Raw genomic sequence first — 20,694 nt, forward strand, 5'->3', positions numbered from 1 at the left:
GGTGTCCCGTGGCTGGCGTACCCGGAGCCGCAATGGCCCAAGCCTGCCCCGCCGGCGCCCGCGTCCGCTCCGTCCGCTCCGGTAGTAGACGACTTCCTGCCGCCGGACTTCCGGATGGACACCGACGACGAGCTGGCCGGCCGGTTCATGCCGTGGCGGCGCCCCCTGGTCGTCGACGGTGAGGTCCGCGCCTGCCCGCAGTGCAAGGCGTACCGGGACTGGGTGATTCTGTGCACCCAGGGCCGGATCTGGCTGCGCTGCCGCGACGGACACGAGACCCTGGAGCCCCGCCTGGACGTGGCCTGGTACAACCGCAACAGCGGACCGAGCAACGGCAAGTTCGGCACGCTCGAGGAGGGCCTGCGCTCCCTCGACCACTGATCCGGCACCGCGCCCCTGGACCCCCTGTATTCCTGCCCTGCCGCTCGGAGGAGGCGGCCACGGTCAGCCCACTCGCATCCGACCCAGGGAACCCGTATGCGCCTGCGCCATTCCGCCATCCTCACCAGCACCTGCCTCGCCCTCTGGGCCCTGACCGGCTGTTCCGCCCCACCCTCCGACAGCGCGCTCGCCGGGGCGCAGGCGGAGACGCCCGTACCTACCGGCGGTGACCACGGAGTGCTGCCGTCGGAGCGGCTGGCGGACCGGCTGCTCACCGCCAACGATCTCGGCCCCGGCTACACCGCCCGCCCCGCCGCAACCACGGGTTCGCCCGAGGCGTCCGTCGAGGGCTGCCCGCAGCTGGAACAGCTGGGCAGGGACGCGGACAACCCGTACGCGATGTTCCCGAACCAGGGGAAGCGGGTCTTCACCGGCCCCGGCGGCACCCAACTGACCGAGGAGCTGTACTCCGCACCGCCCAAGAACCTGTCCGCGAGGGTCGGGCGGATCATGACCGCGATGGGCACCTGCCCGTCGTACCAGCTGGTCACCGCCACCACCGTGGCGGAGATCCGCACCCAGACGATGCCGGTGCCACGTCTCGGTGACGAGCAATGGGCGCAGATCCTCACCGTCACCGCCAGCGGGCGCCGCACCATCGTCCAGCAGACCGTGATTCGCGACGGGGCCGTACTCCTGGTCGTCTCCGGCAACCCGGCGGAAGTCACGGTCCACGCGCAGACCGCCCTGGCCAAGGCAACAGCCCGCTGAACCTCCGTTTGGCCTGTCTCCCCGCCCGACACACGCAAAGCGCTTAGGCCGGGCGGGGCGTCGGGCAAACCCGGCCTCCGGAAGCGTCACCCTCCGCATCCGAGGCACCGACGAGCAAGCCGTCACCGCGAGTACATCCACGCCCGGACCACGGCGCTTGGCGCCTGCACCCGCCTCCTCGGCGACGACCGCCAAGAACCGGTTTGACGCCCCCCGTGTCCCCCGCCACCCTCGTGACGGGGGACACGGCCATAAACGGCGCGTACACCAACAGGGGGGCAAGCGTGGCGAAGGAATGCGTCTTTTGCGGGGAGAAGGCAGGAAGCAGGGAACACGTCCTGCCTGCCTGGATGGCCCGCGAGGCGCCGAAGGCGTTCACCGAGTCGAACGGCACGCGCAACGTGTATAAGGACGGCCGGATGATCGTGGTGCCCGACAAGTTCGCCACCGCGACCGTCAAGTGCGTCTGCGGCACCTGCAACAACGGCTGGATGTCCAACCTTGAAGCATCGGCCAAACCCTTCCTCATGCAGCTGACCCGCGGCGATCAAATCGCCCTCGGCCCCACCGAACAGACCGCCCTCGCCACCTGGTCCTTGAAGACCGCGATGATGATGCTGCGCGCCTCCTACCGCTGCGAGCCGCACCCCATACCAAAGTCCGACTACAAGCACCTGTACGAGCACAAGAAGCTGTCCATGCGGCGCATGAGGGCCAACGCCTTCCTCGTCGAACCGCCCGGCGACGACGAGAGCCACATCTGGGGCGACCTGGTCTCCGCCGCTTCTTCACCCGCCACCGCGGCTACCATGTCAAGCTGCGCGTCGGCTGTTTCGCTGTCCAGATCGTCTCGGTCGCGCTGCCGCCCGCCCACGAGGTCGGCCGGCTCGGCCGCACGCTGCGCTCGCAGCCACTATGGCCGGTGCATTCCGGCCAGTTCACCTGGCCGCCGCCCGAACCCCTGCCGTACGAGACCTGGGTAGCCATGGAACCACGCGTGATCGCGGTCACGAAGCGGCCCGCCTGACCGCAACGCTGCCCCCCTCACGCCGTGTATTTGAGGGACCTGGGGCCTGGCCCGCGCGGTATGAATCCGGTGGTGGTCTTGCAGCTGGCCCCCGCATGCTTACGGGATGACTGCTGCCTTCCCCCTCGCGCCTGCCGTCTACGTCGACGAGTCGGCGAACTCCGGCCAGAACCTCCTCGACCCCGCTCAGCCGGTGTTCACCCTTGCGGGAGTTCAGCTTCCTGACGAGCTCGCGGCGCACATCGTGGACGAGTTGCGAACCCAGCTCCCACCGAACCTGGCCGAGCCGAAGTACACCTCCCTCGCCAAGTCGTCACGCGGCAGGAAAGCGCTGGCCCACGCCTTCGGCCAGCTCCCCGAGGGCAGCGTGCGCACCTACGTAGTGAACAAGCGGTTCATGATCATGACGAAGCTGGTCGACCTGTTGGTGGAACCTCTCGCGCACGCCGATGGCGTCAACCTCTACGAGGGCAAGGAGTCACTGGGCCTGGCGGACATGCTCCACACCTGCGGCCCCGTCTTCGGCGACCCCATGGCCTACGACCGACTGCTGCAGTCATTCGTCCACTGGATCAGGCAGAAGGCCACCACCGACGACCTGTTCGCGGCCGTCGCCTCGTTCAAGACCACCGTGCAGCATGACGACTTCGTAGAGTGGGTGGAGCTCCTGGAACACTGCCGAGGCGTGGCCGACGAGACGGCTGCGGACGTCGCCGCAGGCCGACTCAAGGACGCCCTCGACCCAGCGGTCCCGTCCCTGTACACCCTGACCATCGCGTTCGGCTCATCTCTGGGCCGACACTTCCGGCTCGTGCACGACGACTCCAAGGTGATCAGCCACAACGCAGCGCTGCTGCGCACCATCCACATGTTCCCGGACCCGGCGCGCCCCGGGAAGTTCAACCAGCAAATGCCCGCCCTGGAGATCCAGTTCGCCGACAGCACCACGCACCCCCAGCTGCAGGTAGCGGACTGGGCAGCAGGCGCCACCCGACAGTGGGCGCAGCACCTGGCCGGCGCTGGCGGTGACCAGTTCTCGAGGGACCTGGAGGCCGCGGCTCGGCCGTGGCTCGTCGGCGGAATCTGGCCGCCCAGCGCGACCACCTGACCCTGCGCGCGCGAGTACCGTCAGCACCCCGCCCGCGTCCGGACCGCACAGGCGGGCCAGCCGGGACAGGCGCAGCGCGCCCACTACGAGACGATCGACACCGCGTCGATCCTCCGCGTGCGACGCCCGAAGGACGCCCTTGACCGACCGAGGCGGTCCCCAACCTCGGGCGGACCCGCCTCATGCATATCAGCCCAGGTCACAAGCCCCCGAGGGGCAAGGTGAGCAGGTCTGGGGAAACTGGAGTCGCACATCGATCGATGACCGTACCGAGGCGCAAAAGGCCGACGGCCAGACCCAAAAGGGTCCGGCCGACGGCATATCAGAAAGTCGGTTGCACAGTGAGCTGGCCCTTGCTGCTCTCCGGCAAGGTGTGGCGCAGCACCGGTGCAGGCGAGGCCAGAGAGCCGGCGAAGGCCGCAACGAGATCATGCGGCGTGCTCGCGGAGAACATGGCGGCCCACAGAAGCCCGGCGCCCATCCGCGGTTCGCACCATGCCTGCCATCCCGCCGCTTCTGCCTCAGGATCGAGGACGAGCGGGTCGCCGTCCTGGATGCCCTCGTCCGGCAACGTCGTGAAGGCCATGCTGGCAGCCAGCCGCGGGTCGGACATGGCGGTGGGGGTGTCGACATCGCGGACCCAGCCGCCACCCGCCAGCGCGTCGAGCACCGCCTGCGGTCCGGCGTAGCCGTGGGCGGGATCCGGGCGGTCCTCCAGGGCGAGCAGGAAGTCGGTGACAGCCTCGGACGGGGTGCCGACGGAGAAGTACGCACTCCACTGGGGAAGGCTGGCGGGGGTGGCGCGGGCAGAAACCGTCCATGCCACCGGCCGATCGCCCAGAAGGATGGGCTCGTCGGCCAGCACCCACTGCGCCCAGCTCAGTGCGTCCGGAGCGATGTACAGGACGGTGCTGCGAAGAACCTGCCGGGCGTCTTCGGATTCCCCGGGTTCACGCCGGCCTCGGACGAGGGTGAGGCTGGTCCAGCCAGCAGCAGCGAGGTGGGAGCCGACTTGGTCGGCAAGGAGGCCGTCGTCACCGGCGAGATGGCGCGGGGTGACCCAGTACGCGGGAAGGGAAGGGAAATCAGGGGACGGGGGCAGAAGTTCTCCTTGTCGTCAGGGGGTGTCGCGGCTCGTATCGTCGTCGGAAACGGCGCGTAGCCGCCGTCCCCGTGCAGGCGGCTCGACCGGCGGCATCCAGGTAAGGGCCTCGGCGACCGGCCTGGGGAGGTACCCGTACTGCACTGCCTCCGCGTCCTCGGCGAGATAGACGATCGGTCGCCCGTCCTGGTCCGTGTCCGTGGTCACGGCGCCCATCTTGTGGGCCATGGGAAAGAAGGGGTTGATCGCGAGCCGGACCCGGGCGGAGGGGTCTACCTCGGACAGGTGTCGGATCAGGTCGGCGACGGTCATCTCGGCGCCGGGCTCGGGCTGGGGGGCCACGGTTCTCCTCACGGGTTGAAAGCGCTGTGTGGGATAGGAATGCGCCGCGCGGTCTGCGGGGATGGACTACGGGAAGACGGGCGAGCCGCTGGAGGACGGGAGGCGACGGCCCCGGCCGCAAGGCGGCCGCATGGTCAGTGCTGTCCGCGAGCGGTGGCGAGCACCTCGGAAACGGTAGCGGCCACGAGCCGTGCCGGGGTCTGCGGATCGAAGACGACGCGGTAGCCGGGAACCTTCGCAGTGCCGGTGACGGCCAGAACCCAGCCTTCATCCTCGGCTCCGGGCCGGCCTTCGGGAAACCAGCCGAGGTAGAGCCTGCCGTCGGCCGAAGAGATATGGGTGTCGGCCCGGTCGTCGACGATGAGGGTGAAGTCGCCGTTCGCCTCGGGGAAACAGTCGATGACCTCGGTCGGCTGGCCGGGCCCCAGAAGCCAGCTATGCAGTCGCAACTTCTCGATCGTGGTGCGAAAACCAGCATTCGACAGCTCCACCGTCACAAGCATCACCTCTCTGACCTGCGGATATTCGAGATCCTGGGGAAGGTCGTCTAGGTTGACATGCACTGCAACGTTGCACCAGCCCTTGCAGGCTCTTTCCTGTCTGCCATCGGCGAACTCGACCTTAGGGCGGTGCACGTGTCCGGTCTCGGACACGGCTCACCTCGGCCGTCGAGCCCTGAAGGATGCCCCTGCCCAGCCGAAGGAGTAAGGGCCGCTGACACGCAGGGAGATTTAGGGGAGGATCGGGCAATGTGACGCAGGTACAGGCAACAGTCCTGAAGAAGTTGGACAGCGCGAGCAACCCGTTCACCTCCTACCAGGAGATGGTCACCGCTCTGGCGGCTGCCGTCGGCGAGGAGGGGCGCACCGAGGCCGAGCTGGACCACCTGCATGCGCTGTGCGCGGCGATGCTCTTCTTCCACCAGCCTGACGGTGCACTGAAGGGCTCCTACCGGGGCCCGGGGCCTGAGCCTTGGCCGACCGCGGCGAACCAGCTTCCTCCCGAAGTCCGTGCTGTCTGGGTCGTGTACGCGGACGCGGCTGGCCATCCGATGGTGCGCGCCCGCCTGCACCACCTGCTGTGGGAGGCCCGACACGGAAGCCGTCCGTTCGACCACGTGTCAGCGGCCATCGCTGGCTACCGCGAGGCCGTCCCCGTGCTCCTGGCCGACACAGGGGACCGCGCCGTCAGTGCTCGGTGCAAGGCGGTCGATGCCCTGCTGGCCGCGCACGATCTGGCCGTCAGGCTGCGGCAGCCGCAGCTGGCGGATATCGCCACCGAGATGGTCGGGCTCGCCGCCACTGCCCTCGACTGGCCGGAGCCCTCCCCAGGCATCGTCCACGCTGCGATCGAGCCCCTCTTGGCGGACAAGAACCTTCACCAGCTGATCCGCCCCGTGCTGGAGCGTGCCGTCGACCGCTTCCGCGCGGACTCCCATAGCCGCATCGGATCCCTGCAGATGATGCGCCGCATCGAGGCCGACCCTACCGACCAGCAGCAGATCGACCAGCGGATCCTCGCCGCCTACACCGACCACGCCGAGCAGCTCGACGGGCTCCCCAAGCTGATGCGGCTCGAAGAGGCCGCCGCATTCGCACGCGACCACGGACTGACCGATGCCTTGGACGAGATCCGTCGTACCCAGCAGAAGCTCCGTCCCGAGGACCTGTGCCTGACCCGAATGATCACACCGCTCCAATTCCCAACGGCGCTGGTCGACGCCGCCCGAGCGGCCGTCGACTCCGCTGCCGACCTTTCTGAAGCTCTGCGGACCATCGCCACCGCAGTCCCCGTCTTGGCCGACCCGATCGACGCCGAGCAGCACGGGCTGCTTCGCCTGCCGACGGCACACCTGAACTTGAACGGCCCGGTGGTCACCGCGTTCTCGGAGGAGGGCGCCGCCGCAGGAACCAGCCGGATCGATGCCCTCGTATTCTCCCTGGGCATCCACGGTGTCCTCATCGAGGCCCAGCTCGACCAGCTCCACGAGCGGTTCGCCCCTACCGAGGACCAGCTTCTCGGCCAGCTCACCAACCCGCCGCACGCTCCCGCCAGCCGTATGCGAGGACTGGCCCGAGCCCTGCGCGCCTTCTGGGAGCATGAGGACGACGTCGCGATCACCCTGGCCCTGCCTCGCGTCGAGGGCCTGCTACGTCGCCGGATTCAGGCCGCCGACGTCTCCTTCATCCAGCACCACCAGGGCGACCGGCCAGGCCAGGTGAGCCAACTCGGTTCCCTCATCACGGACATGGACAAGGCCGGATACCCCGAGCCCTGGCCGACATTCTTCCGGACGCTCGTTGGCGGCCCCACCGACGGCTTGAACCTGCGCAATAACGTTCTCCACGACCTGGTGGACACCCCACCCCGCCACCAAGTTGCCCTGGTGATCAAGGCCGCGCTCTCTTTGCTCTTCGTGCCGCTGGAGGACCCTGCTGACTCTGGCTCCCCGGCCGCAGACAGCTGAACGCTCCCGAAGCACAAGCAGCCGTAACCCGATTGGCGATGCCCAACCGGCGGCGGCGTTGCCGGCAGCACCCACCGGCCACGGGGGCGAGAACGCAGTCGGCCCCGGGAACCTGTCTGGTTCCCTGGGCCGGTGGTGGTGAGGTCAGTTGTCGTCGGTGCGGCGGTGCTGGCCGGTGCCGGTTTCGCTCTCGTCGTTCTTGCGGCGGCGTGCGGCGTAGACGGCGCCGCCTCCGGCGGCGAGGAGGAGGCCGCCGATTGCCAGTAGCCATCCATTGGTGCTGTCGGCGCCGGTGTGTGCGAGGGAGCCTTCGGGCTTGGCGTCGGGTGCGGTGGGGGTCGAGGTGGCGGTTCCTATCTCCGTGCTGCTGGGGGGAGATACGGCGTCGGACGGTTCCCCGGTGCCGGTCGAGGACGAGCTGGTCGGCATGGGCTGGGCGGTGGGGTCGCCGGTGGGCTTGGCCGTCGGCTTCCCGGTCGGTTCTTCGGTGGGCTTGGTCGTGGCCGCGTTCGTGAAGGCCACGGTGGTCTCGGCACCGGGCTTGGCCGTGATCTCGACCGGGGTGGTCTCCAGCCGGTAGCCGTCCGGGGCCTTGGTCTCGGTGGCGGTGTAGGCGCTGCCGGTCTTCCTGCCGACGGGGAGCGGGGCCTTGGCGGTGCCGTCCGGGCCGGTGGTGAGGGTGAAGGCGCCCTTGTCGTCCTTGGCGTCCTTCGGGGCGATGTTGACGATGGCTCCGGCCAGGCCCTTGCCTGTGGCCTTGTCGGTGACCTTGAGGGTGAGGCCGGCGGACTTGTACGGGTCGGTGATCGCCAGGACCTTGGGCTCGCCGGGGGCAACGACGACGTTCTGGTCGGGGACTGTGCCCAGCAGCGGGCTGCCGGAGGCGGTCTCTTTGAGGCGTACGACGCCGGAGGCGAGGTCAGAGAAGGCGAGTTTGCCGTCGGAGCCGATCTTGCCCTCGGCGAGCGTCTTGCCCGCGGAGTCGAGCAGCTGGAATGCGGCTCCGGGGGCGGGCTGGCCTTCGGGGTCCGTCTTGACGATGCGTAGTCCGGCCTTGTCCGCCGGCGCCGGGTCGCCCTGGACCTTGGGGGCTTCGGCGGACGGGGAGGGTGCTGCGGTGGCGGTGGTGGCCGGGCTGGCCAGGACTGTGGCGGTCAGGGCGAGCGCGGTGAACAGGAGGGGGCGGTGCTTCATCAGGGTGCTCCGGGCGGGATCGTGCGGTGCGGGACGGTGTGGCGCGGGCTCCGAGGGCGGGCCCGGCAGCGCGAGGGGTCAGCTGGGGGCGTCGCCCGTACGGCGGCGGCGGTTGATCAGGTAGAGGCCGCCTCCTGCGGCGAGCAGGGCGGTGGCGCCGCCGGCCAGCCAGGTGGTGGCGTCGGCCCCGGTGTGGGCGAGGGATCCGGGCGGTGTCGTCGGCGAGGTGGTGGCCGGGGGTGTCGCCGGCGGGGTGCTCGGGCTCGGCGGTGTGGTCTCGGTGGGCTTGTCGGCGAGGGTGACGGTGACGTCGGCGCCGGGCCGGGCGGTGAACGCGACCGGTGTGGCATCGAGTTGGTAGCCGTCGGGCGCCTTGGTCTCGCCGGCCCAGTAGCGGGTGCCCGCCTTGAGCGTGACATCGAGGGGGACGGTCGCGGTGCCGTCGGTCCCGGTGGTGAGGCTGGTGATCACCTTGCCGGGGGTGTGCTTGCCGGTCTTGTCCGTCTCGTCGGCGCGGATGGCGATGACGGCGCCCGACAGGGTCTTGCCGGTCTTCTTGTCGGTCTTCTTCACCGACAGGCGGGCCTTCTTGAACGGGTCGACGAGGTCGAGGGGGTTGGCCTGGGCGGTGCGTCCGGCGGTGATCGTGATGGTCTGCTCGGGGACCAGGTCGTGGACGGGGCTGCCGGAGGAGGTCTCGCGCAGCCGGTAGGTGCCGGCGGGGAGCTTGTCGAAGACGAGGCTGCCCTGTTCATCCGTCTTGCCTGCGGCGACCTGTTTGCCGTCGGAGTCCAGGAGCTGGAACGCGGCGCCGACGAGGCGGGTGCCTTCGGGGTCCTTCTTGCGGATCGTCACGCCGCCGGTGGCCTCGCCGACGGTGATGGCGGCGAAGTCCTTGACGCTGGTGGTGCCCCCGGCAAGCAGCATCCGCTGGGCGACCGGGTTCTTGGGCGTAAGGACCTGCAGCCCGATGGCCGGCAGCCCCTCGGCCGTCGCGGTGACGCTGGCGGTCCCGGGCTTCTCGGCGGTGAACTCCCAGGAGCCCGTGCCGTTGTCGTTCGTGGTGACCTTGCCGGAGGCGGTGCCTGAGCCCGACTCGGCGAGCGTGACGGCCACCTTGGGGACCGGCGTGCCGGCGGTGGTGGTGACCTTGACCGCGACGGTGACCTTCGTCCCGGCAGTGGTGGTCTTCACGGACGGCGTGATCTGGAGGGTGTAGGGGCCCGCGAGCTTCTTGGCCTCGGCGACGTAGCCCTGGGCGAGGGTGCGGGCGGTCGGGGAGACGACCGGATACGCCAGGCGCTGCTTTCCGCGGTCGCCGTCGAGGGCGTAGGTGCCGCCGGCCAGGTACTCGTACACCACGGCGTCGACCGCGGCGGCCTGGGCGTTGTCGCGGGTCTGCCCGTACTTGCCGATCACGTAGGCCGCCTGTGCCAGGTTCTCCTTGGTGACGGCCTTCCCGGTCACTGAGGACGTCCAGGACGGGACCAGCTGCGGGTCGCCGTAGCCTCCGGCGTCGGCCGGGCCCTTGCGTTCGGGGTCGGCACAGTAGGTCTCGGTGTCGCTGTGGACGGCCGGGCCGGGCGGGCCGTAGGCGCCGATGTGGCTGGAGGCCGCGTGGCCTTCGGAGTCCGGGATGGTGTAGCCGGGGCCCAGGACCGCGGAGGCGTCCGGGGCGGCCATGGCCTGCGCGGGCAGCAGGGTGCCGGCGGCCAGGGCGGCGACGGCAACGGCAACGGCCAGGTGAGCGGGTCGGGTGAGGCGAAGGCTCATATGTGGGAAGAGGTCCTGTCGGTGAAGAAGGGAATGAGGGTGCGGACGCTGGTGCGCCGGCGAATGCCTGGGGGCCGGCGGCCGGGTCGGGGGATCCGCTTACCGTGCCCGGGCCGGGGAGGTCCGGGCCTGCGGCACCGGAGCCGTGAGGGGAGGCGGGCCGGTGCGTACCGGCGGGGCGCCGGGGATCCACAGGCGTACGTACTGGTCGATCGCGGCGCGCAGCCGGGTGACGTTGATACCGATCCAGGGCGCGTGCTCGCTGTGGTTCCAGTCGGTGACGGTGCCATACCCGTCCTGGCCGGGCTTCTTGCCACGGCGGCGGTCGCGGACCTCGAATTCGCCGTAGTCGGCGAAGCGCAGCACCGCGGTGTCGATCCGCCCCTGTTCCATGTGCACGACCTGCAGGCGCAGCCCGTCGTAGCGCCCGGCGGAGATCGTGGGAGCGAAGTCGATACGCAGGCGCAGTGGGAGGTCCGGTACGGGTGCGGCGTAGTAGGAATCGCCCACGACGGCTGCCTCCGCGTACGGCAGCGTGAGGTGGTCGGCGAACAACTGCTCGGTAAACAAGGCCACAGGGCTTCCTCGTTGGTCGGTCAGCGCCGTGCGGCGGGGCGCGCGGGCAGGGCGGCGGAGGGGGTGGTGGCGGTGCTCCAGCGCGGAATGCTGCCGACCGGGACGGGCGGGCGGACTCCAAGGCGGGGCCGGAGGTCGCGGGGAGTCGGTACCGGCGGGCGGGGCGGCACGACGGGCTTGAGCTGGGCGCGGGCGGCGAGCTCGGGGTGGAGGCTCTCGCGCCAGCGGGCTGCGGGAGTCGGATCGGTGAAGGCTGCCGCTGTGGCGGCGATGAGGTGGGAGGGCGTACGGCGACTGAAGGTGATCTCCGCGCGGGTGCCCCAGCCGGGAGGGCCGGCCCACAGCTGCGTCCCGTCCTCCAGGTCGCGGCGCGAGCGGTTGATGTAGACCCCCGCGTTGCGGTCCGGGGCAGCCAGCTCCACGGTGCCGACCTCGGCGCCCGTGCGCTCCCAGCCGGCCGCGACCAGCGGTGCCACGCTGTCGACCCAGTACGGCGACGGGGCCGCGAGGAAGCGGTCCTGGCCGTCGGCCCAGTCCTGGGCGAGCGTGGCGGTCAGGGCCGCGACGAGCTCGGGCGGGGTGTTCTGGTTGACGATTGTTGTCCACTGGGGTCCGGAGATGGCGTCCGGTGCGGCGCTTATGGTCCACAGGTCGTAGTCGTCTCCGGCCCAGCCGATCCGGATGCGGTGGTCCGGGCTGGTCACGACGAGCTGGTGCGGGCCTTCGTCGAGGTGGTGGTGGGGCCAGTGCGCGACAGGCGCGAAGCCGGCATCGCCGTAGCCGGGTGATCCGGCGAGGTATTGGGGCGTGACGTGAACATCCCCGTCCACGGGAGTATCGGTGGTTCGGGGGGCGGGTGCGGGCAAGGGCGTCTCCTGGCTGAAGGGGTGGCGGTCAGCGGTCAGCGGTGGCGGCGAGGACCGGGCGAGAAGCGATCGCGGAGGGCAAGACGACGTCCGGCCTGCGGTTCGCGGCCAGGTCGGCGAGGATCTCGCGCTTGGCCTGGGCGCGCAGGGCCGTGGTGAAGACGTCCTCCTCGAGCCTGCCGTCCGCGGTGGCGTACCGGCGGAGCCGGGCCAGGATGCGGGCGGCGTCGGCCGGGTGCTCGGCGACGAGGCGGTCGAGGGCCGTGTCCAGGGCCTGGGATCGCAGGTCGTGGTCGGGATCGGCGCGGCGCCGGTCGGTGACTGTCCCCGCGTACTGGCGGATCAGGCGGGTGTGTTCGGCCCGGCGCTGCCAGATGGCGACCAAGAACCTGCGCGCGTTGAGCATCTTGAAGGCGTCCAGTTCGGGCAGGCGGGAGAAGTCGCTGGGCAGGGCACCCAGGGCGGAGGCGCTGGAGGCGCGGGCCACCGGCACGGTCAGGGTGGCGAGTTCGTCCAGTGCCGTGTTCCAGCGCCGCTGCAGCAGCGGGTGGCGCAGCGCGGGGTCGCGGTCGTTCTGGTCGCGGGCGTCGTCGGCGATGGCGCTGCGGAAGGCCACAGCTCCCCTGACCAGGAGCTGCTCGACGCCCGGCGTGCCGGGGGTGGTGAGGTGGCCGTCGGCCCAGCCCTCCTCGATCGTGTCGAAGATGTCCTTGGCGAGCGGGCGTGCCGGCAGGCCCGCAGCGGCCTGGGCCCGGGCGAGGAGCTGGGTGAAGCGGGCGGGGTAGGCGTGGGCGAGCCAGCCGCGGGCGGTGGTGGCGGTATCGGTGGCCCCCGTGCCCGTGGCAGCGTCGCGCGTACGGTTCTCGGCTCGGCGCAGCGCGGCGGTTTCCCGGTGGACCTGGTGGAGGGCCGTGCGTACCTGCCGCAGCTGGCGGGAGGTACGGGGGACGCGCGGGTCTCGGCGGTAGGTCATCCGCTCGAGGGCGACCTGCAGGTCGCCCTCGGCGAAGGTGAGCGCATCACGCAGGTCGTGGAGGCGGCCGGGGGCGTGGAGGAGGTCGTGCTGGGCGGGGCGCAGGTAGCCGGCGGCGTCGGATATCGCGGCAGTAACCAGGTGATCGAAGCGGTGCAGGTAGTCGGAGAAGGCCGTGTCGTTGAGGTCGGCGACTTCGCGCAGGCGGAGGCGTCGGTGCTGCGGCTGCGTGGCGTCGGAGGTCGCGGGCATGCTGGTCCTTTTCGAGGGGTTGGTGGCTGGGGCGGTCAGGCAGGGAGCGGGCGGCGGGTGGCCGGATGGGTGCGGAGTTTCGCGAAGGCCACGGCGAGTCCTGCGGCCTGCAGGAAGGCGCAGGCGGTGATGGCGTGGCCGAGGAGGTCGGGCGGGGTGAGCGCGACCAAGGCTCCGGCGAGGGGGAACGGCGCGAGCAGCAGCAGGATGATCAAGCTGAGGGTGCTGCCGAACACTTCGGCGGGGACGAGGTGGGCGCGCAGGGTGCGCAGCACCACGGTCATGCCCGCCTCGCCTGCCATGAGCAGCGCCACCAGGACCAGGAAGGTGGTGTAGGTGTCGGCGGCTGCCAGTGCCAGGCAGGCCAGGGAGGCGAGGGCTGCTGCGGTGGCGCCGACCGGCCACAGACCGGCCCGGTCGATCGCGAACCGGGCGAGGGCGACCATGGCCAGGGAGGCGACGGCGGCGGCCGACCAGACGAGGCCGACCTGGCTGCTGGTGCCGCCGAGCTGCTGGATGACCAGCACGGGACCGGCGGCCTGCACGAGGCCGATCGCGGTGTTGGACAGCACCAGTCCGACGCACAGCCAGCCCAGCGCGGGCAGCGAGCGCAGGGTCCGCCAGCCGATCTGGAGTCCGTGGGCGACGGGGACCGGGGCGTCCTGGGGCCAGGCGGGGCGCTGGCGGGGGGCGAGGGCCGCGCCGAGCAGGGAGCAGGCGGCGATGGTCAGGAGCATGCCGGTGGCACCGGTGTACTGCAGCAGGACTCCGGCCAGCGCAGGGCCGGCCAGCGTGGCGCCCTGGTCGATGCCCAGCAGGACGGCCTGAACGCGGTGGGCGTGGCCTCCGGCGTCCCGGCTGGCGGCGCCGCCGGCGGTCTCGGCCGCGATGTAGGAGAACTCCGTGAGCACGCCGGTCAGCGCGGCGAGCAGCATGACCGTGGCGATGGCGGCGGTGCCGCCGACGGTGGGGAGCACGAGGGCGGCGGCCAGAACGACGAGCGCGCGCAAGACCGAGGCGATGCGCAGGACCCGGGTGCTGCCCAAGCGGTCCACAGCGGCGCCGGCGAGGGCGAACGCGCCGAGGCGGGGCACCCATTCGAGCATGAAGGCGATGCCGGTCAGGGTGGCCGAGTCGGTGACGGCCAGGACCAGCAGCGGGATGCCGTACGTGCTCATGGCGAAGGCACCGGCATCGGCGGTGCGCGGGACGTAGACACCGCGGACGGGCCCGAATGCGGGGACGCGGACGTGTCGGCCGGTGGGTGGCCGCAAGGCGGCGTGCTTGGGAGGCATCGTGTTTCCGGGGAGGGTGGGACGGATACGTTCGGGGGCGGATCGTCGGGGTGGTGTCCGTCGTTCCGGGCGGCAACGGCCGTTAGTGGCCGGGTCCGTGAGCAGGCGCCGGGTATGGGTCGTGCGGGAGTGGGGTGTGCTGCCGGGAGCGGCGCGGGCGCCGGTGGCGGCCCAGGCGGCGGCCGCGGCCGAGCTTGGGCCGGGCGACGATCAGCACGGTCAGCGCGGTGGCGGCGCCCGCCGCGGGAAGGGCGGCGAGGATCTGCGGGCTGTGCGAGAGGGCTCCGGCGAGCGCGGTGCCGGCGGCCTGTCCCGTACCAACGGAGAGGATCAGCCAGGCATACGCCTCGGTGGTACGGGAGGCGGGAGCCAGGGCGTCCACCACGTGGAATCCATTGGTGATGATCAAGGTGAGGAACAGGCCCGGTATCCCGGCGAGGGCAACGGCCGCTCGGGGGTCGGGGTCGGCCAGCAGGGGCAGCCAGCCGAGAAGGAACAGGGTGCTGGTGGTGATCAGTTGGGTGGTCGTGGTGCCGGGCCACGTCCTGCGGGCATAGACGAGACCGCCCAGGAAGCTGCCGGTGGAAAACGCGGCCGGCAGCACCCCGGAGAGCGTGGCCATCTGGTGCGTGGCGGCCATGTCCGCAGCCCAGACGTTCATCGCGCCGAGCGCGAAGCCGGTCCCCGCCAGTGCGGTGAACAGCAGGACCAGGCCCGCACTCATCAGCCGTCCGGTGCCCGAAGGCCCGTCTGCGGCCGGGCGCCAATATCGAGAGGGGCCCGCGCTCAGGACGATGGCCGACCCGGCGAGCCCCAGGGCCGCGGTGGCCCACAAGGCAATGTCGGGGTTGTGCGCGGTCGCCAGCCACGAGGCGAGCAAGGGACCCACGATGTAGAGGAGCCCTTGGGAGCCGGTATCCAGGGCCTGCACGACGCGGCGGCGCCCGGCATCGGGCAGGACCGCCGGCCACAACGCACGGAGGCCGGCCTCCAGCGGTGGGGTGATCAGCCCCGCGAACCCCACGACCGCGGTCACGGCCGCCGGCTGTCCGGCCGCCCCGATCCACGGGAGCGCCACCAGGCAGGAGGAGTTGAGCAGGACGGCCGGAACGGAGACACGGGTCTGCCCGTACTTGTCCATCAGGCGGCCCTTGACCGGCTGCGAGAGCCCCGAGGCCAGCCCGTAGATCGCGGCGAGGAGCCCGGCGAAGGCCAGCGACCCACCGCCCGCACTGATCCAGAAGACCAACGAGACGGGGACCATGCCGTTGGGTAGGCGCCCGATCAGGGTGCCGCCCAGCAGGCGGGCCACGTACCGGCTGCCCAGTACGGCCCCGTACGTGGCCGATGGAGCGGTTGCGGTCGAGCGAGCGGTCAACGGGCGGGGCTTTCCATCAGGGCTCAGCGCCAGGGCGCCGGGAGCGAAGGGGATACCGGCGGCGGGCGGCCGGAAGGTGGCAGAGAGCGGCGGGGGTTCATCGGCTCGGGCCGGTGGTGGCTGCGGAGAACAGCTCGCCGGGCCGCCAGGCGGTGACCGGGGCGGGGGCCGGAGGCTGGCTCATGGCAACGGCCTGGCTGGCCTTTCGGGCCTGGTGGGCTGCCCATTGCCCGGAGCGGGCGGCGGCCGGGATGCGAGGCGTGCCCCACACGAGGTGGCTCTCGGCGTCCGGCAGCGGGCGGGCGGTGGCCCACGCAGACAGGGCCCGGTAGATCGGGGCGAGGGCCTGGCCCGGGGCGGTCAGCTGCAGGGAGGCGACGTCATCACGGGAGACGGAGACGATGCCGTCGTCGATGAGCCGGCGGATCGGCGAGTAGATCGCGCTGGGGCTGTGGTCGGCCATCGCCTCGGCGGAGAGCGCGGCCATGGTCGTGGTCCCGCGGGCCTTGAGGGTCCACAGCAGCACGGTGGCGTGCCGGTGGCCGATCACGGCGAGGGTGTCCTCGGCGTTCTGTGCGGCCGGGATCCGCTCCGGTTCGCTCTTCCCGGTCACGCGGTTGAGGACGAGGTTCTTCTCCAGGTGCGCGTCGCCCCAGCCGGCCAGGGCGGTCAGGGACGGCATCAGGTCCCGGCCGCGGGCGGTCAGGCCGTAGGTGACGTGCAGGCGGGTCTGGGCGGTGCGTTCGACGAGTCCGGCCTCGGACAGCGCCCGCAGACGGGGGTGGAGCTGGCCGTCACCGAGCCACGGCAGGTGCTCCTTGAGCTTGGTGTAGCGCAGCGGGCCGGGCTGGGAGGCCAGTGTCATCAGCACCCACACGCTCCAGCGCGGCGCGATCATCTCCAGCGCCTCGGCAACGCGGGGCAGGTCGGTCGAAGGCAGGCGGGCAGCAGCCAAGGCGGGAACTCCAGACGGGCGGGATGGTGGAGAAGAAGGAAGGGGGGTCAGCGCGAGCGGGCGGGCTCGGTGGTCGCGGCGCGAGGCAGGGCCGGGGAGACGGCCAGGGCCTGGGGCGCAGCGGATGCCGCGGGTGCGATGTCGGGGACGCGGGCCAGGCTGTTCAGCACGTCGCCGAGGACCTGGGCGTGGGAGTCGCGGACGGTGACGGCGTGGGCCAGGCGGCGGGTGGCGTCGGCGATGTGGCCGACGTCCACGGATTCGATCGCGCGGTCGGGGTGAGTCAGCCGGTGGAGCTGCTCGGCGTGGAAGGTGACGGCGCGGTCGGCGTACTGCAGGGCGTCGAAGCTGTTGAGCAGGGCGTACCGCATGCTGCCCGGCACGGGGTCCGCGGCGAGTTCGGCAACCGGGCGGCCGTAGAGGGCTTCGATCCGCTCGCCCGCAGCCTGGGAGGCAGCGTACGGACCGGGCACTCAGCCTCTCCGAACTGCCACTCCGCCTCCGGCCCTTGCGGGGGCCGGCGGGAGATTGCTGCTCGTGACCGTCGGCCGCACGGCAGCCGGGGCGGCGAGCGGGCGGACCGCTGGTGGTGGCATCGCGGCGAGCAGCTTGTCCAGGGCGGTCCGGTAGCCGCTGCGTGCTGCCAGCGCCGCCTCCAGCCACTCAGAGTCGAACCGCAGCGCATCGGAACTCAGGGAGTCCAGCTCTGCGTCGGGGGCCATCGCCGCGTGAACGCGGTCACGGACCCGTACGACCTGCGCCTCTGCCAGAGCGAGGAAGACCCGCAGCTCCAGGGCCCGTACCAAGGCGGGCGATGCTCCGGGACGGACCGCCCGCTCGTGGAGATCGTCCAGCGGCCCGCCGAACACGCCCTCCAGGCGGGCGTCCTGGGTACTGGGCCTGCGTCCGTCGCTCATCGGACACCGCCCCGGACCCGCGCGGGCTGTGCCGGAACGGGGGTGGGCAGCGTGGTCGTCACCCGAGGCCCGAAGCGCTGCTGGATGCGGGCCATCTCGGCAGGGGCCTGCAGGAGGAACCGGAGCGTCATGGCCCGGCCGTCACGGGCGGCAACAGCGTGGTTCACCCGGTGGGCCAGCTCCATCACCGGATCGTCCAGCTGATCCCCCACCGCTGTCTCCAGCGCCGAGACCAGGGCGTCCTCGGCCGTCTCCACCGCCTGCTGGGCCTGGGAAAGCAGCCCGTACCAGTGGACCGCCTGGGTGGCACCGGGATGAGCCTGGGGGGCAGCGTGGACGGCCTGGGCTAGCTCGCTCAGGCCGAGGCCGAACTGGGCCTCGATCCGGGCGGCAAACAGGCCGAGCACGTCGCCGTCGAAGACGTCGGGGATGTCGGACACGAAAAGGGGCTCCTGGAAGAAGGGAACGTACGGGCGGGTCAGTTCGGGCGAAGGCCGTCGTCGCGACGGAGGTCACCGTCGTCGACCCAGCCGGTGATGCCCGAGGCGGTGGTGACGTGCAGCCAGGCGCCGTCGGTAACCGAAGCCGTGAACGGCTCACCGCGCCGCAGCACACCCACGGCCGTGGAGTCACCGTCGGCACGGGCATGGACGGCAACGGCGAGCACCGGCTCGGCCCGTCGATCCGCACGGGGCGCGACGGGGCGGAGTACCGCGGTGGCGGCGGAACGAGATGGGGCGCCGTTCAGGGCGGTGGCGGTGATGGACGCGGGTGTGTAGCACACAGCGGATGGCTCCAGACCAGGCAGAACAACAGGAAGTGACCGCCCTCAGTGGGTCGGTGGTGTTGCAAAGGGTCCGGAGAATCCCCGGTTTCCGAAACCGGGGATCGGCGGCTATGTTGCGCGCCGCCGGACCGCCGGAACGGGCCTGGCCGAGGGCCGGGTTCAGCGTCCTTGAGGCCGTCGGGAGACCGGTGGCACGGGTGTCGCCGGGGCGGTTGGGGCCGGGCTGCGGCGTACGGTCGGAGCCGGCGGCGGCAGCGCCGGGGCCTCCTCGTCCGACCACGCCTCCCACCACTCCACGACCGCCGGGTACGTCTCGAAGCCGCCTTCCCTCAGGGTGTGAGTGTTGGAGTCCCAGTCGAACCGCTCCAGCAGGATCCGGAACTCCGGCACCGCCTGGGGGTCAAGGGAGCGCAGCATCACCACCGTCTCCACGGGGTCGCGCATGTCGGCGGTGTAGCTGGCCAGCAGGGCGAAGTGGTCACCGTCGCCGCGGACGCGTGCCTCCAGGGCCCGGGTGAAATCGTCTGCGGGGTCGTGCACACCCTCCGGCGGGTTGAGCGCGTCGAAGGGACAGCCACGGGCTATCAGGTACGACTGAGCCATCGCGTACAGCGGGAGCTCCTTGGAGTCGACCTCGAAGGTGCGGGCGCTCAGGTCACGGGAGACGTGAACGGCGCGGAGCTGCGGGCTCCCCGGAATACCCCAGGTGGCTCCCTCGTCCAGGAGCACGAAGTAGCTGTCGGTGTCCGTGCGGTACTCGCCGAGCACCTTCAAGGAAGAGATGCCGAGATCGTGGCGGTGCTGCTCGTGCCCGTCGTCAGCGGGCCCGAAGCCGTCGAGTTCGTAGTCGGGTTCGTGAAGAGGCACGCGGGGCGAGCTGCTTTCTGCAAGGGCGGGAGGAGACGATCGCGGGCGCCTTGCGGTCAGTGGTGTCGGGCTGGGGCCGGCCAGGATCCGGCCGGGCGGGCGGGCACGGGGGCCGCCATGGCCGGTGAGCGGCGGGTGCCGAGCAGCGCGGTCCGGCCGGTGTCGGTCAAGGTGACCGGCTGGCCGACGGTCAGGGCCCGGGACGTGTCCCGGGTGACCAGCCCGTGGGCCTCCAGGCGCTGGAACGCCGGAAGTTCGACGAGACGGCCCTGGACAGTGCGGACCGAGACCCGGTGGGTGAGGAGGTGCTCGCGCATCGTGCCGCCGCCGGCGAGCGAGAGGAGCGCGGCGAAGTCGCGGGGCGTCAGCTCGTCGTCAGCGGGGGCGGGGGCCGGGGCGGCGGCCTTGACCGCCTCCAAGGCGGCGGCGACGCCCTCATGCAGCCGGTCGCGGGAGGCCGTGGCCTGGGCCAGGTCGTGCACAGTCCGGCGCAGGCGGTCCAGGAGCGGAGTGTTCACGGGGTAGCTGCCGGAGGACAGGCGCGTCAGCACGTTGCGGTGGTAGGCGACCGCGCTCTCCGCTGCCATCAGCTCCTGGTGTACGGCAGCGAGGGCGGCTCGCTCGGGCGGGAGCAGCCCGCGGAAGTGGTCGTGGTGCAGGACGGCCAGGTCGCCGACGACTTCCTCAATGGCGGTGTCCAGGGCGGTTGCCGGGGATTCGCGGGCGGTCACGACGGTCGGCAGTCGCAGTCGGCCGGGATGGCGGCCAGAAGGGCCGAGCGGCGGTAGGACTTGCGGCGCCGGCCGTCGCCGTGGGTGATGTCGCGGCTGGCTACTTCGTACGGGCGCAGCAGGGTGGCCAGGCGGGTCTGGGTGAGGTCGGCGTACGGCCAGCGGCCCTCGGCGATGCCGGGCAGGGTGCGCAGTTCCGCGACGAGGTCGGCGGAGGACAGTGCGTCTGGTCTGCCGTAGCGGGCGAAGGCGTCCAGGCAGGCGGCCAGGATGCACGGGGCGGCGAAGGCGGAGACCGCGTTCTCGGCGGGGCGGCCAAGGACGGTCGCCGGCTGCTCGGAGTCGGTGCACGGCGGGCAGCAGCTGTCGGCACTCAGGAGGTGCGAGACCTGCCGGCCCGCCTTGGCGTGCTCGACGAGCAGATTGCTCAGGTCGTCGAGTTCCTCGTCCTGGGCGGCTTCGGTGGTGGGCTGCGGTCGGCTCGCCCAGGCGCTCAGTTCCGCCTCCACTTCCAGCTGACGTTCGCGAGCGTCCAGCAGGGCCTGGTGGCGCGGGTGCGGAGCAGGGCGGGGCTCGAGGAGGGTCGCCATCAGAGCCTGGAGCAGGGAGGAGGACTGGGCGGTGAGGTTGGTCATCGCGAAGGACCCTTCGGGGAAGTCGTGGTGATGCGGGCGGGAGTGGGAAGTCCGGGCACCGGAAACGCCGGGGCCGGAGGCGCAGGCGTGAGTGCCGGACGCGGGCGGACTTGCGGTGAGAGAGAGCGAGCCGCGTACGCGCGGGGCCCGGCCGCAGGGCGGGGCCGACCAACGCGGGCCCGGACGGTGTCGTAGATGTCGTGCTTGGCACGGGGGCGTACAGCGACGACGTGGATGTCCGTGGGGTGGCTAGACCCGGGCAGGGCCGGGCGGTGGGCGTAAACGATGCGCCACTCG

General features: G+C 71.5%; 23 protein-coding genes. 5 read left to right on the forward strand and 18 right to left on the reverse strand.

Annotation, left to right across the window (positions count from 1 at the left end; genetic code table 11):
* Nucleotides 1-114 precede the first annotated feature (114 nt).
* The 4 genes from AFM16_RS04835 (at nt 115) to AFM16_RS04850 (ending at nt 3,287) form a co-directional block, all read left to right on the forward strand.
* Entirely contained in the window at nt 115-381 is a 267-nt protein-coding gene (locus AFM16_RS04835) for a hypothetical protein (RefSeq protein ID WP_245177637.1), read from the forward strand.
* 96 nt (nt 382-477) lie between these two features.
* Entirely contained in the window at nt 478-1,152 is a 675-nt protein-coding gene (locus AFM16_RS04840; protein WP_078632562.1) for a hypothetical protein, read from the forward strand.
* 284 nt (nt 1,153-1,436) lie between these two features.
* Nucleotides 1,437-2,135 (forward strand): hypothetical protein, encoded by a 699-nt coding sequence (locus AFM16_RS04845; RefSeq protein WP_143648318.1) that lies wholly within the window; start codon nt 1,437-1,439, stop codon nt 2,133-2,135.
* A gap of 150 nt (nt 2,136-2,285) precedes the next feature.
* Entirely contained in the window at nt 2,286-3,287 is a 1,002-nt protein-coding gene (locus tag AFM16_RS04850) for a DUF3800 domain-containing protein (RefSeq protein WP_078632564.1), read from the forward strand.
* Nucleotides 3,288-3,609: 322 nt separating this feature from the next.
* On the opposite strand, the gene AFM16_RS04855 is transcribed toward AFM16_RS04850, so the two are convergent.
* The 3 genes from AFM16_RS04855 to AFM16_RS04865 all read right to left on the reverse strand — a co-directional run bounded on the left by AFM16_RS04855 (nt 3,610) and on the right by AFM16_RS04865 (nt 5,234).
* On the reverse strand, nt 3,610-4,389 hold the full coding sequence (locus AFM16_RS04855; protein ID WP_078632565.1) for an SPDY domain-containing protein: 780 nt from the start codon (nt 4,387-4,389) through the stop codon (nt 3,610-3,612).
* Nucleotides 4,390-4,404: 15 nt separating this feature from the next.
* On the reverse strand, nt 4,405-4,701 hold the full coding sequence (locus tag AFM16_RS04860) for a hypothetical protein (RefSeq protein ID WP_078636835.1): 297 nt from the start codon (nt 4,699-4,701) through the stop codon (nt 4,405-4,407).
* Between the two features lie 164 nt (nt 4,702-4,865).
* On the reverse strand, nt 4,866-5,234 hold the full coding sequence (locus AFM16_RS04865; protein WP_370628129.1) for an SPDY domain-containing protein: 369 nt from the start codon (nt 5,232-5,234) through the stop codon (nt 4,866-4,868).
* Between the two features lie 248 nt (nt 5,235-5,482).
* On the opposite strand from AFM16_RS04865, the gene AFM16_RS04870 reads away from it, so the two are divergent.
* Nucleotides 5,483-7,198 carry a DUF4209 domain-containing protein gene (locus AFM16_RS04870; protein ID WP_078632566.1) on the forward strand — a complete coding sequence of 572 codons (1,716 nt, stop codon included), beginning with the start codon at nt 5,483-5,485 and terminating at the stop codon, nt 7,196-7,198.
* A gap of 144 nt (nt 7,199-7,342) precedes the next feature.
* Here AFM16_RS04870 and AFM16_RS04875 read toward each other — a convergent pair whose 3' ends face one another.
* From AFM16_RS04875 to AFM16_RS04945, 15 genes are all read right to left on the reverse strand, one after another.
* Nucleotides 7,343-8,392, reverse strand: a complete 1,050-nt coding sequence (locus AFM16_RS04875) for an MSCRAMM family protein (protein ID WP_078632567.1) — start codon at nt 8,390-8,392, stop codon at nt 7,343-7,345.
* Nucleotides 8,393-8,470: 78 nt separating this feature from the next.
* A complete protein-coding gene (locus AFM16_RS04880; RefSeq protein ID WP_078632568.1) occupies nt 8,471-10,165 on the reverse strand; it encodes an MSCRAMM family protein in 1,695 nt (564 codons plus the stop codon).
* Nucleotides 10,166-10,264: 99 nt separating this feature from the next.
* Nucleotides 10,265-10,741, reverse strand: coding sequence for a hypothetical protein (locus AFM16_RS04885; protein ID WP_143648321.1), 477 nt, complete (start codon nt 10,739-10,741; stop codon nt 10,265-10,267).
* 20 nt (nt 10,742-10,761) lie between these two features.
* A complete protein-coding gene (locus AFM16_RS04890; protein WP_107419026.1) occupies nt 10,762-11,571 on the reverse strand; it encodes an SPDY domain-containing protein in 810 nt (269 codons plus the stop codon).
* Between the two features lie 64 nt (nt 11,572-11,635).
* Complete coding sequence (locus tag AFM16_RS04895; protein WP_078632571.1) at nt 11,636-12,832, reverse strand: hypothetical protein; 1,197 nt, start codon at nt 12,830-12,832, stop codon at nt 11,636-11,638.
* Nucleotides 12,833-12,867: 35 nt separating this feature from the next.
* Entirely contained in the window at nt 12,868-14,127 is a 1,260-nt protein-coding gene (locus AFM16_RS04900; RefSeq protein ID WP_078632572.1) for an MFS transporter, read from the reverse strand.
* 82 nt (nt 14,128-14,209) lie between these two features.
* Nucleotides 14,210-15,505: an MFS transporter gene (locus tag AFM16_RS04905; RefSeq protein WP_245177638.1), complete on the reverse strand. Its 1,296-nt coding sequence runs from the start codon at nt 15,503-15,505 to the stop codon at nt 14,210-14,212.
* Nucleotides 15,506-15,602: 97 nt separating this feature from the next.
* Entirely contained in the window at nt 15,603-16,460 is an 858-nt protein-coding gene (locus AFM16_RS04910) for a winged helix-turn-helix transcriptional regulator (RefSeq protein WP_143648323.1), read from the reverse strand.
* Nucleotides 16,461-16,507: 47 nt separating this feature from the next.
* A complete protein-coding gene (locus AFM16_RS04915; protein ID WP_078632574.1) occupies nt 16,508-16,933 on the reverse strand; it encodes a hypothetical protein in 426 nt (141 codons plus the stop codon).
* Nucleotides 16,934-17,377, reverse strand: coding sequence for a hypothetical protein (locus AFM16_RS04920; protein ID WP_078632575.1), 444 nt, complete (start codon nt 17,375-17,377; stop codon nt 16,934-16,936).
* Nucleotides 17,374-17,817 carry a hypothetical protein gene (locus AFM16_RS04925; protein WP_078632576.1) on the reverse strand — a complete coding sequence of 148 codons (444 nt, stop codon included), beginning with the start codon at nt 17,815-17,817 and terminating at the stop codon, nt 17,374-17,376. Before AFM16_RS04925 ends, AFM16_RS04920 begins: the two co-directional genes overlap by 4 nt.
* 38 nt (nt 17,818-17,855) lie before the next feature.
* Nucleotides 17,856-18,161: an SH3 domain-containing protein gene (locus tag AFM16_RS04930; protein WP_078632577.1), complete on the reverse strand. Its 306-nt coding sequence runs from the start codon at nt 18,159-18,161 to the stop codon at nt 17,856-17,858.
* Nucleotides 18,162-18,323: 162 nt separating this feature from the next.
* The gene (locus AFM16_RS04935) at nt 18,324-19,031 is read right to left on the reverse strand and encodes a hypothetical protein (protein WP_245177639.1); all 708 of its coding nucleotides are present in this window, start codon (nt 19,029-19,031) and stop codon (nt 18,324-18,326) included.
* A 56-nt stretch (nt 19,032-19,087) separates the two neighbouring features.
* Complete coding sequence (locus tag AFM16_RS04940) at nt 19,088-19,762, reverse strand: hypothetical protein (RefSeq protein WP_078632579.1); 675 nt, start codon at nt 19,760-19,762, stop codon at nt 19,088-19,090.
* Nucleotides 19,759-20,397 (reverse strand): DUF3631 domain-containing protein, encoded by a 639-nt coding sequence (locus AFM16_RS04945; RefSeq protein ID WP_078632580.1) that lies wholly within the window; start codon nt 20,395-20,397, stop codon nt 19,759-19,761. The genes AFM16_RS04940 and AFM16_RS04945 overlap by 4 nt, the downstream gene beginning before the upstream one ends.
* Nucleotides 20,398-20,694: the final 297 nt, after the last annotated feature.

Origin of the sequence: Streptomyces antibioticus, assembly GCF_002019855.1 — a bacterium.
GTDB classification, from domain to species: domain Bacteria; phylum Actinomycetota; class Actinomycetes; order Streptomycetales; family Streptomycetaceae; genus Streptomyces; species Streptomyces antibioticus_B.

What these genes read in the sequence shown, in the direction of transcription:
- AFM16_RS04895 (WP_078632571.1), bottom strand. Translation starts at nt 12,832, where the DNA reads ATGCCCGCGACCTCCGACGCCACGCAGCCGCAGCACCGACGCCTCCGC.
- AFM16_RS04835 (WP_245177637.1), top strand. Translation starts at nt 115, where the DNA reads ATGGACACCGACGACGAGCTGGCCGGCCGGTTCATGCCGTGGCGGCGC.
- AFM16_RS04850 (WP_078632564.1), top strand. Translation starts at nt 2,286, where the DNA reads ATGACTGCTGCCTTCCCCCTCGCGCCTGCCGTCTACGTCGACGAGTCG.
- AFM16_RS04865 (WP_370628129.1), bottom strand. Translation starts at nt 5,234, where the DNA reads ATGCTTGTGACGGTGGAGCTGTCGAATGCTGGTTTTCGCACCACGATC.
- AFM16_RS04860 (WP_078636835.1), bottom strand. Translation starts at nt 4,701, where the DNA reads ATGACCGTCGCCGACCTGATCCGACACCTGTCCGAGGTAGACCCCTCC.
- AFM16_RS04920 (WP_078632575.1), bottom strand. Translation starts at nt 17,377, where the DNA reads ATGAGCGACGGACGCAGGCCCAGTACCCAGGACGCCCGCCTGGAGGGC.
- AFM16_RS04875 (WP_078632567.1), bottom strand. Translation starts at nt 8,392, where the DNA reads ATGAAGCACCGCCCCCTCCTGTTCACCGCGCTCGCCCTGACCGCCACA.
- AFM16_RS04945 (WP_078632580.1), bottom strand. Translation starts at nt 20,397, where the DNA reads ATGACCAACCTCACCGCCCAGTCCTCCTCCCTGCTCCAGGCTCTGATG.
- AFM16_RS04900 (WP_078632572.1), bottom strand. Translation starts at nt 14,127, where the DNA reads ATGCCTCCCAAGCACGCCGCCTTGCGGCCACCCACCGGCCGACACGTC.
- AFM16_RS04840 (WP_078632562.1), top strand. Translation starts at nt 478, where the DNA reads ATGCGCCTGCGCCATTCCGCCATCCTCACCAGCACCTGCCTCGCCCTC.
- AFM16_RS04880 (WP_078632568.1), bottom strand. Translation starts at nt 10,165, where the DNA reads ATGAGCCTTCGCCTCACCCGACCCGCTCACCTGGCCGTTGCCGTTGCC.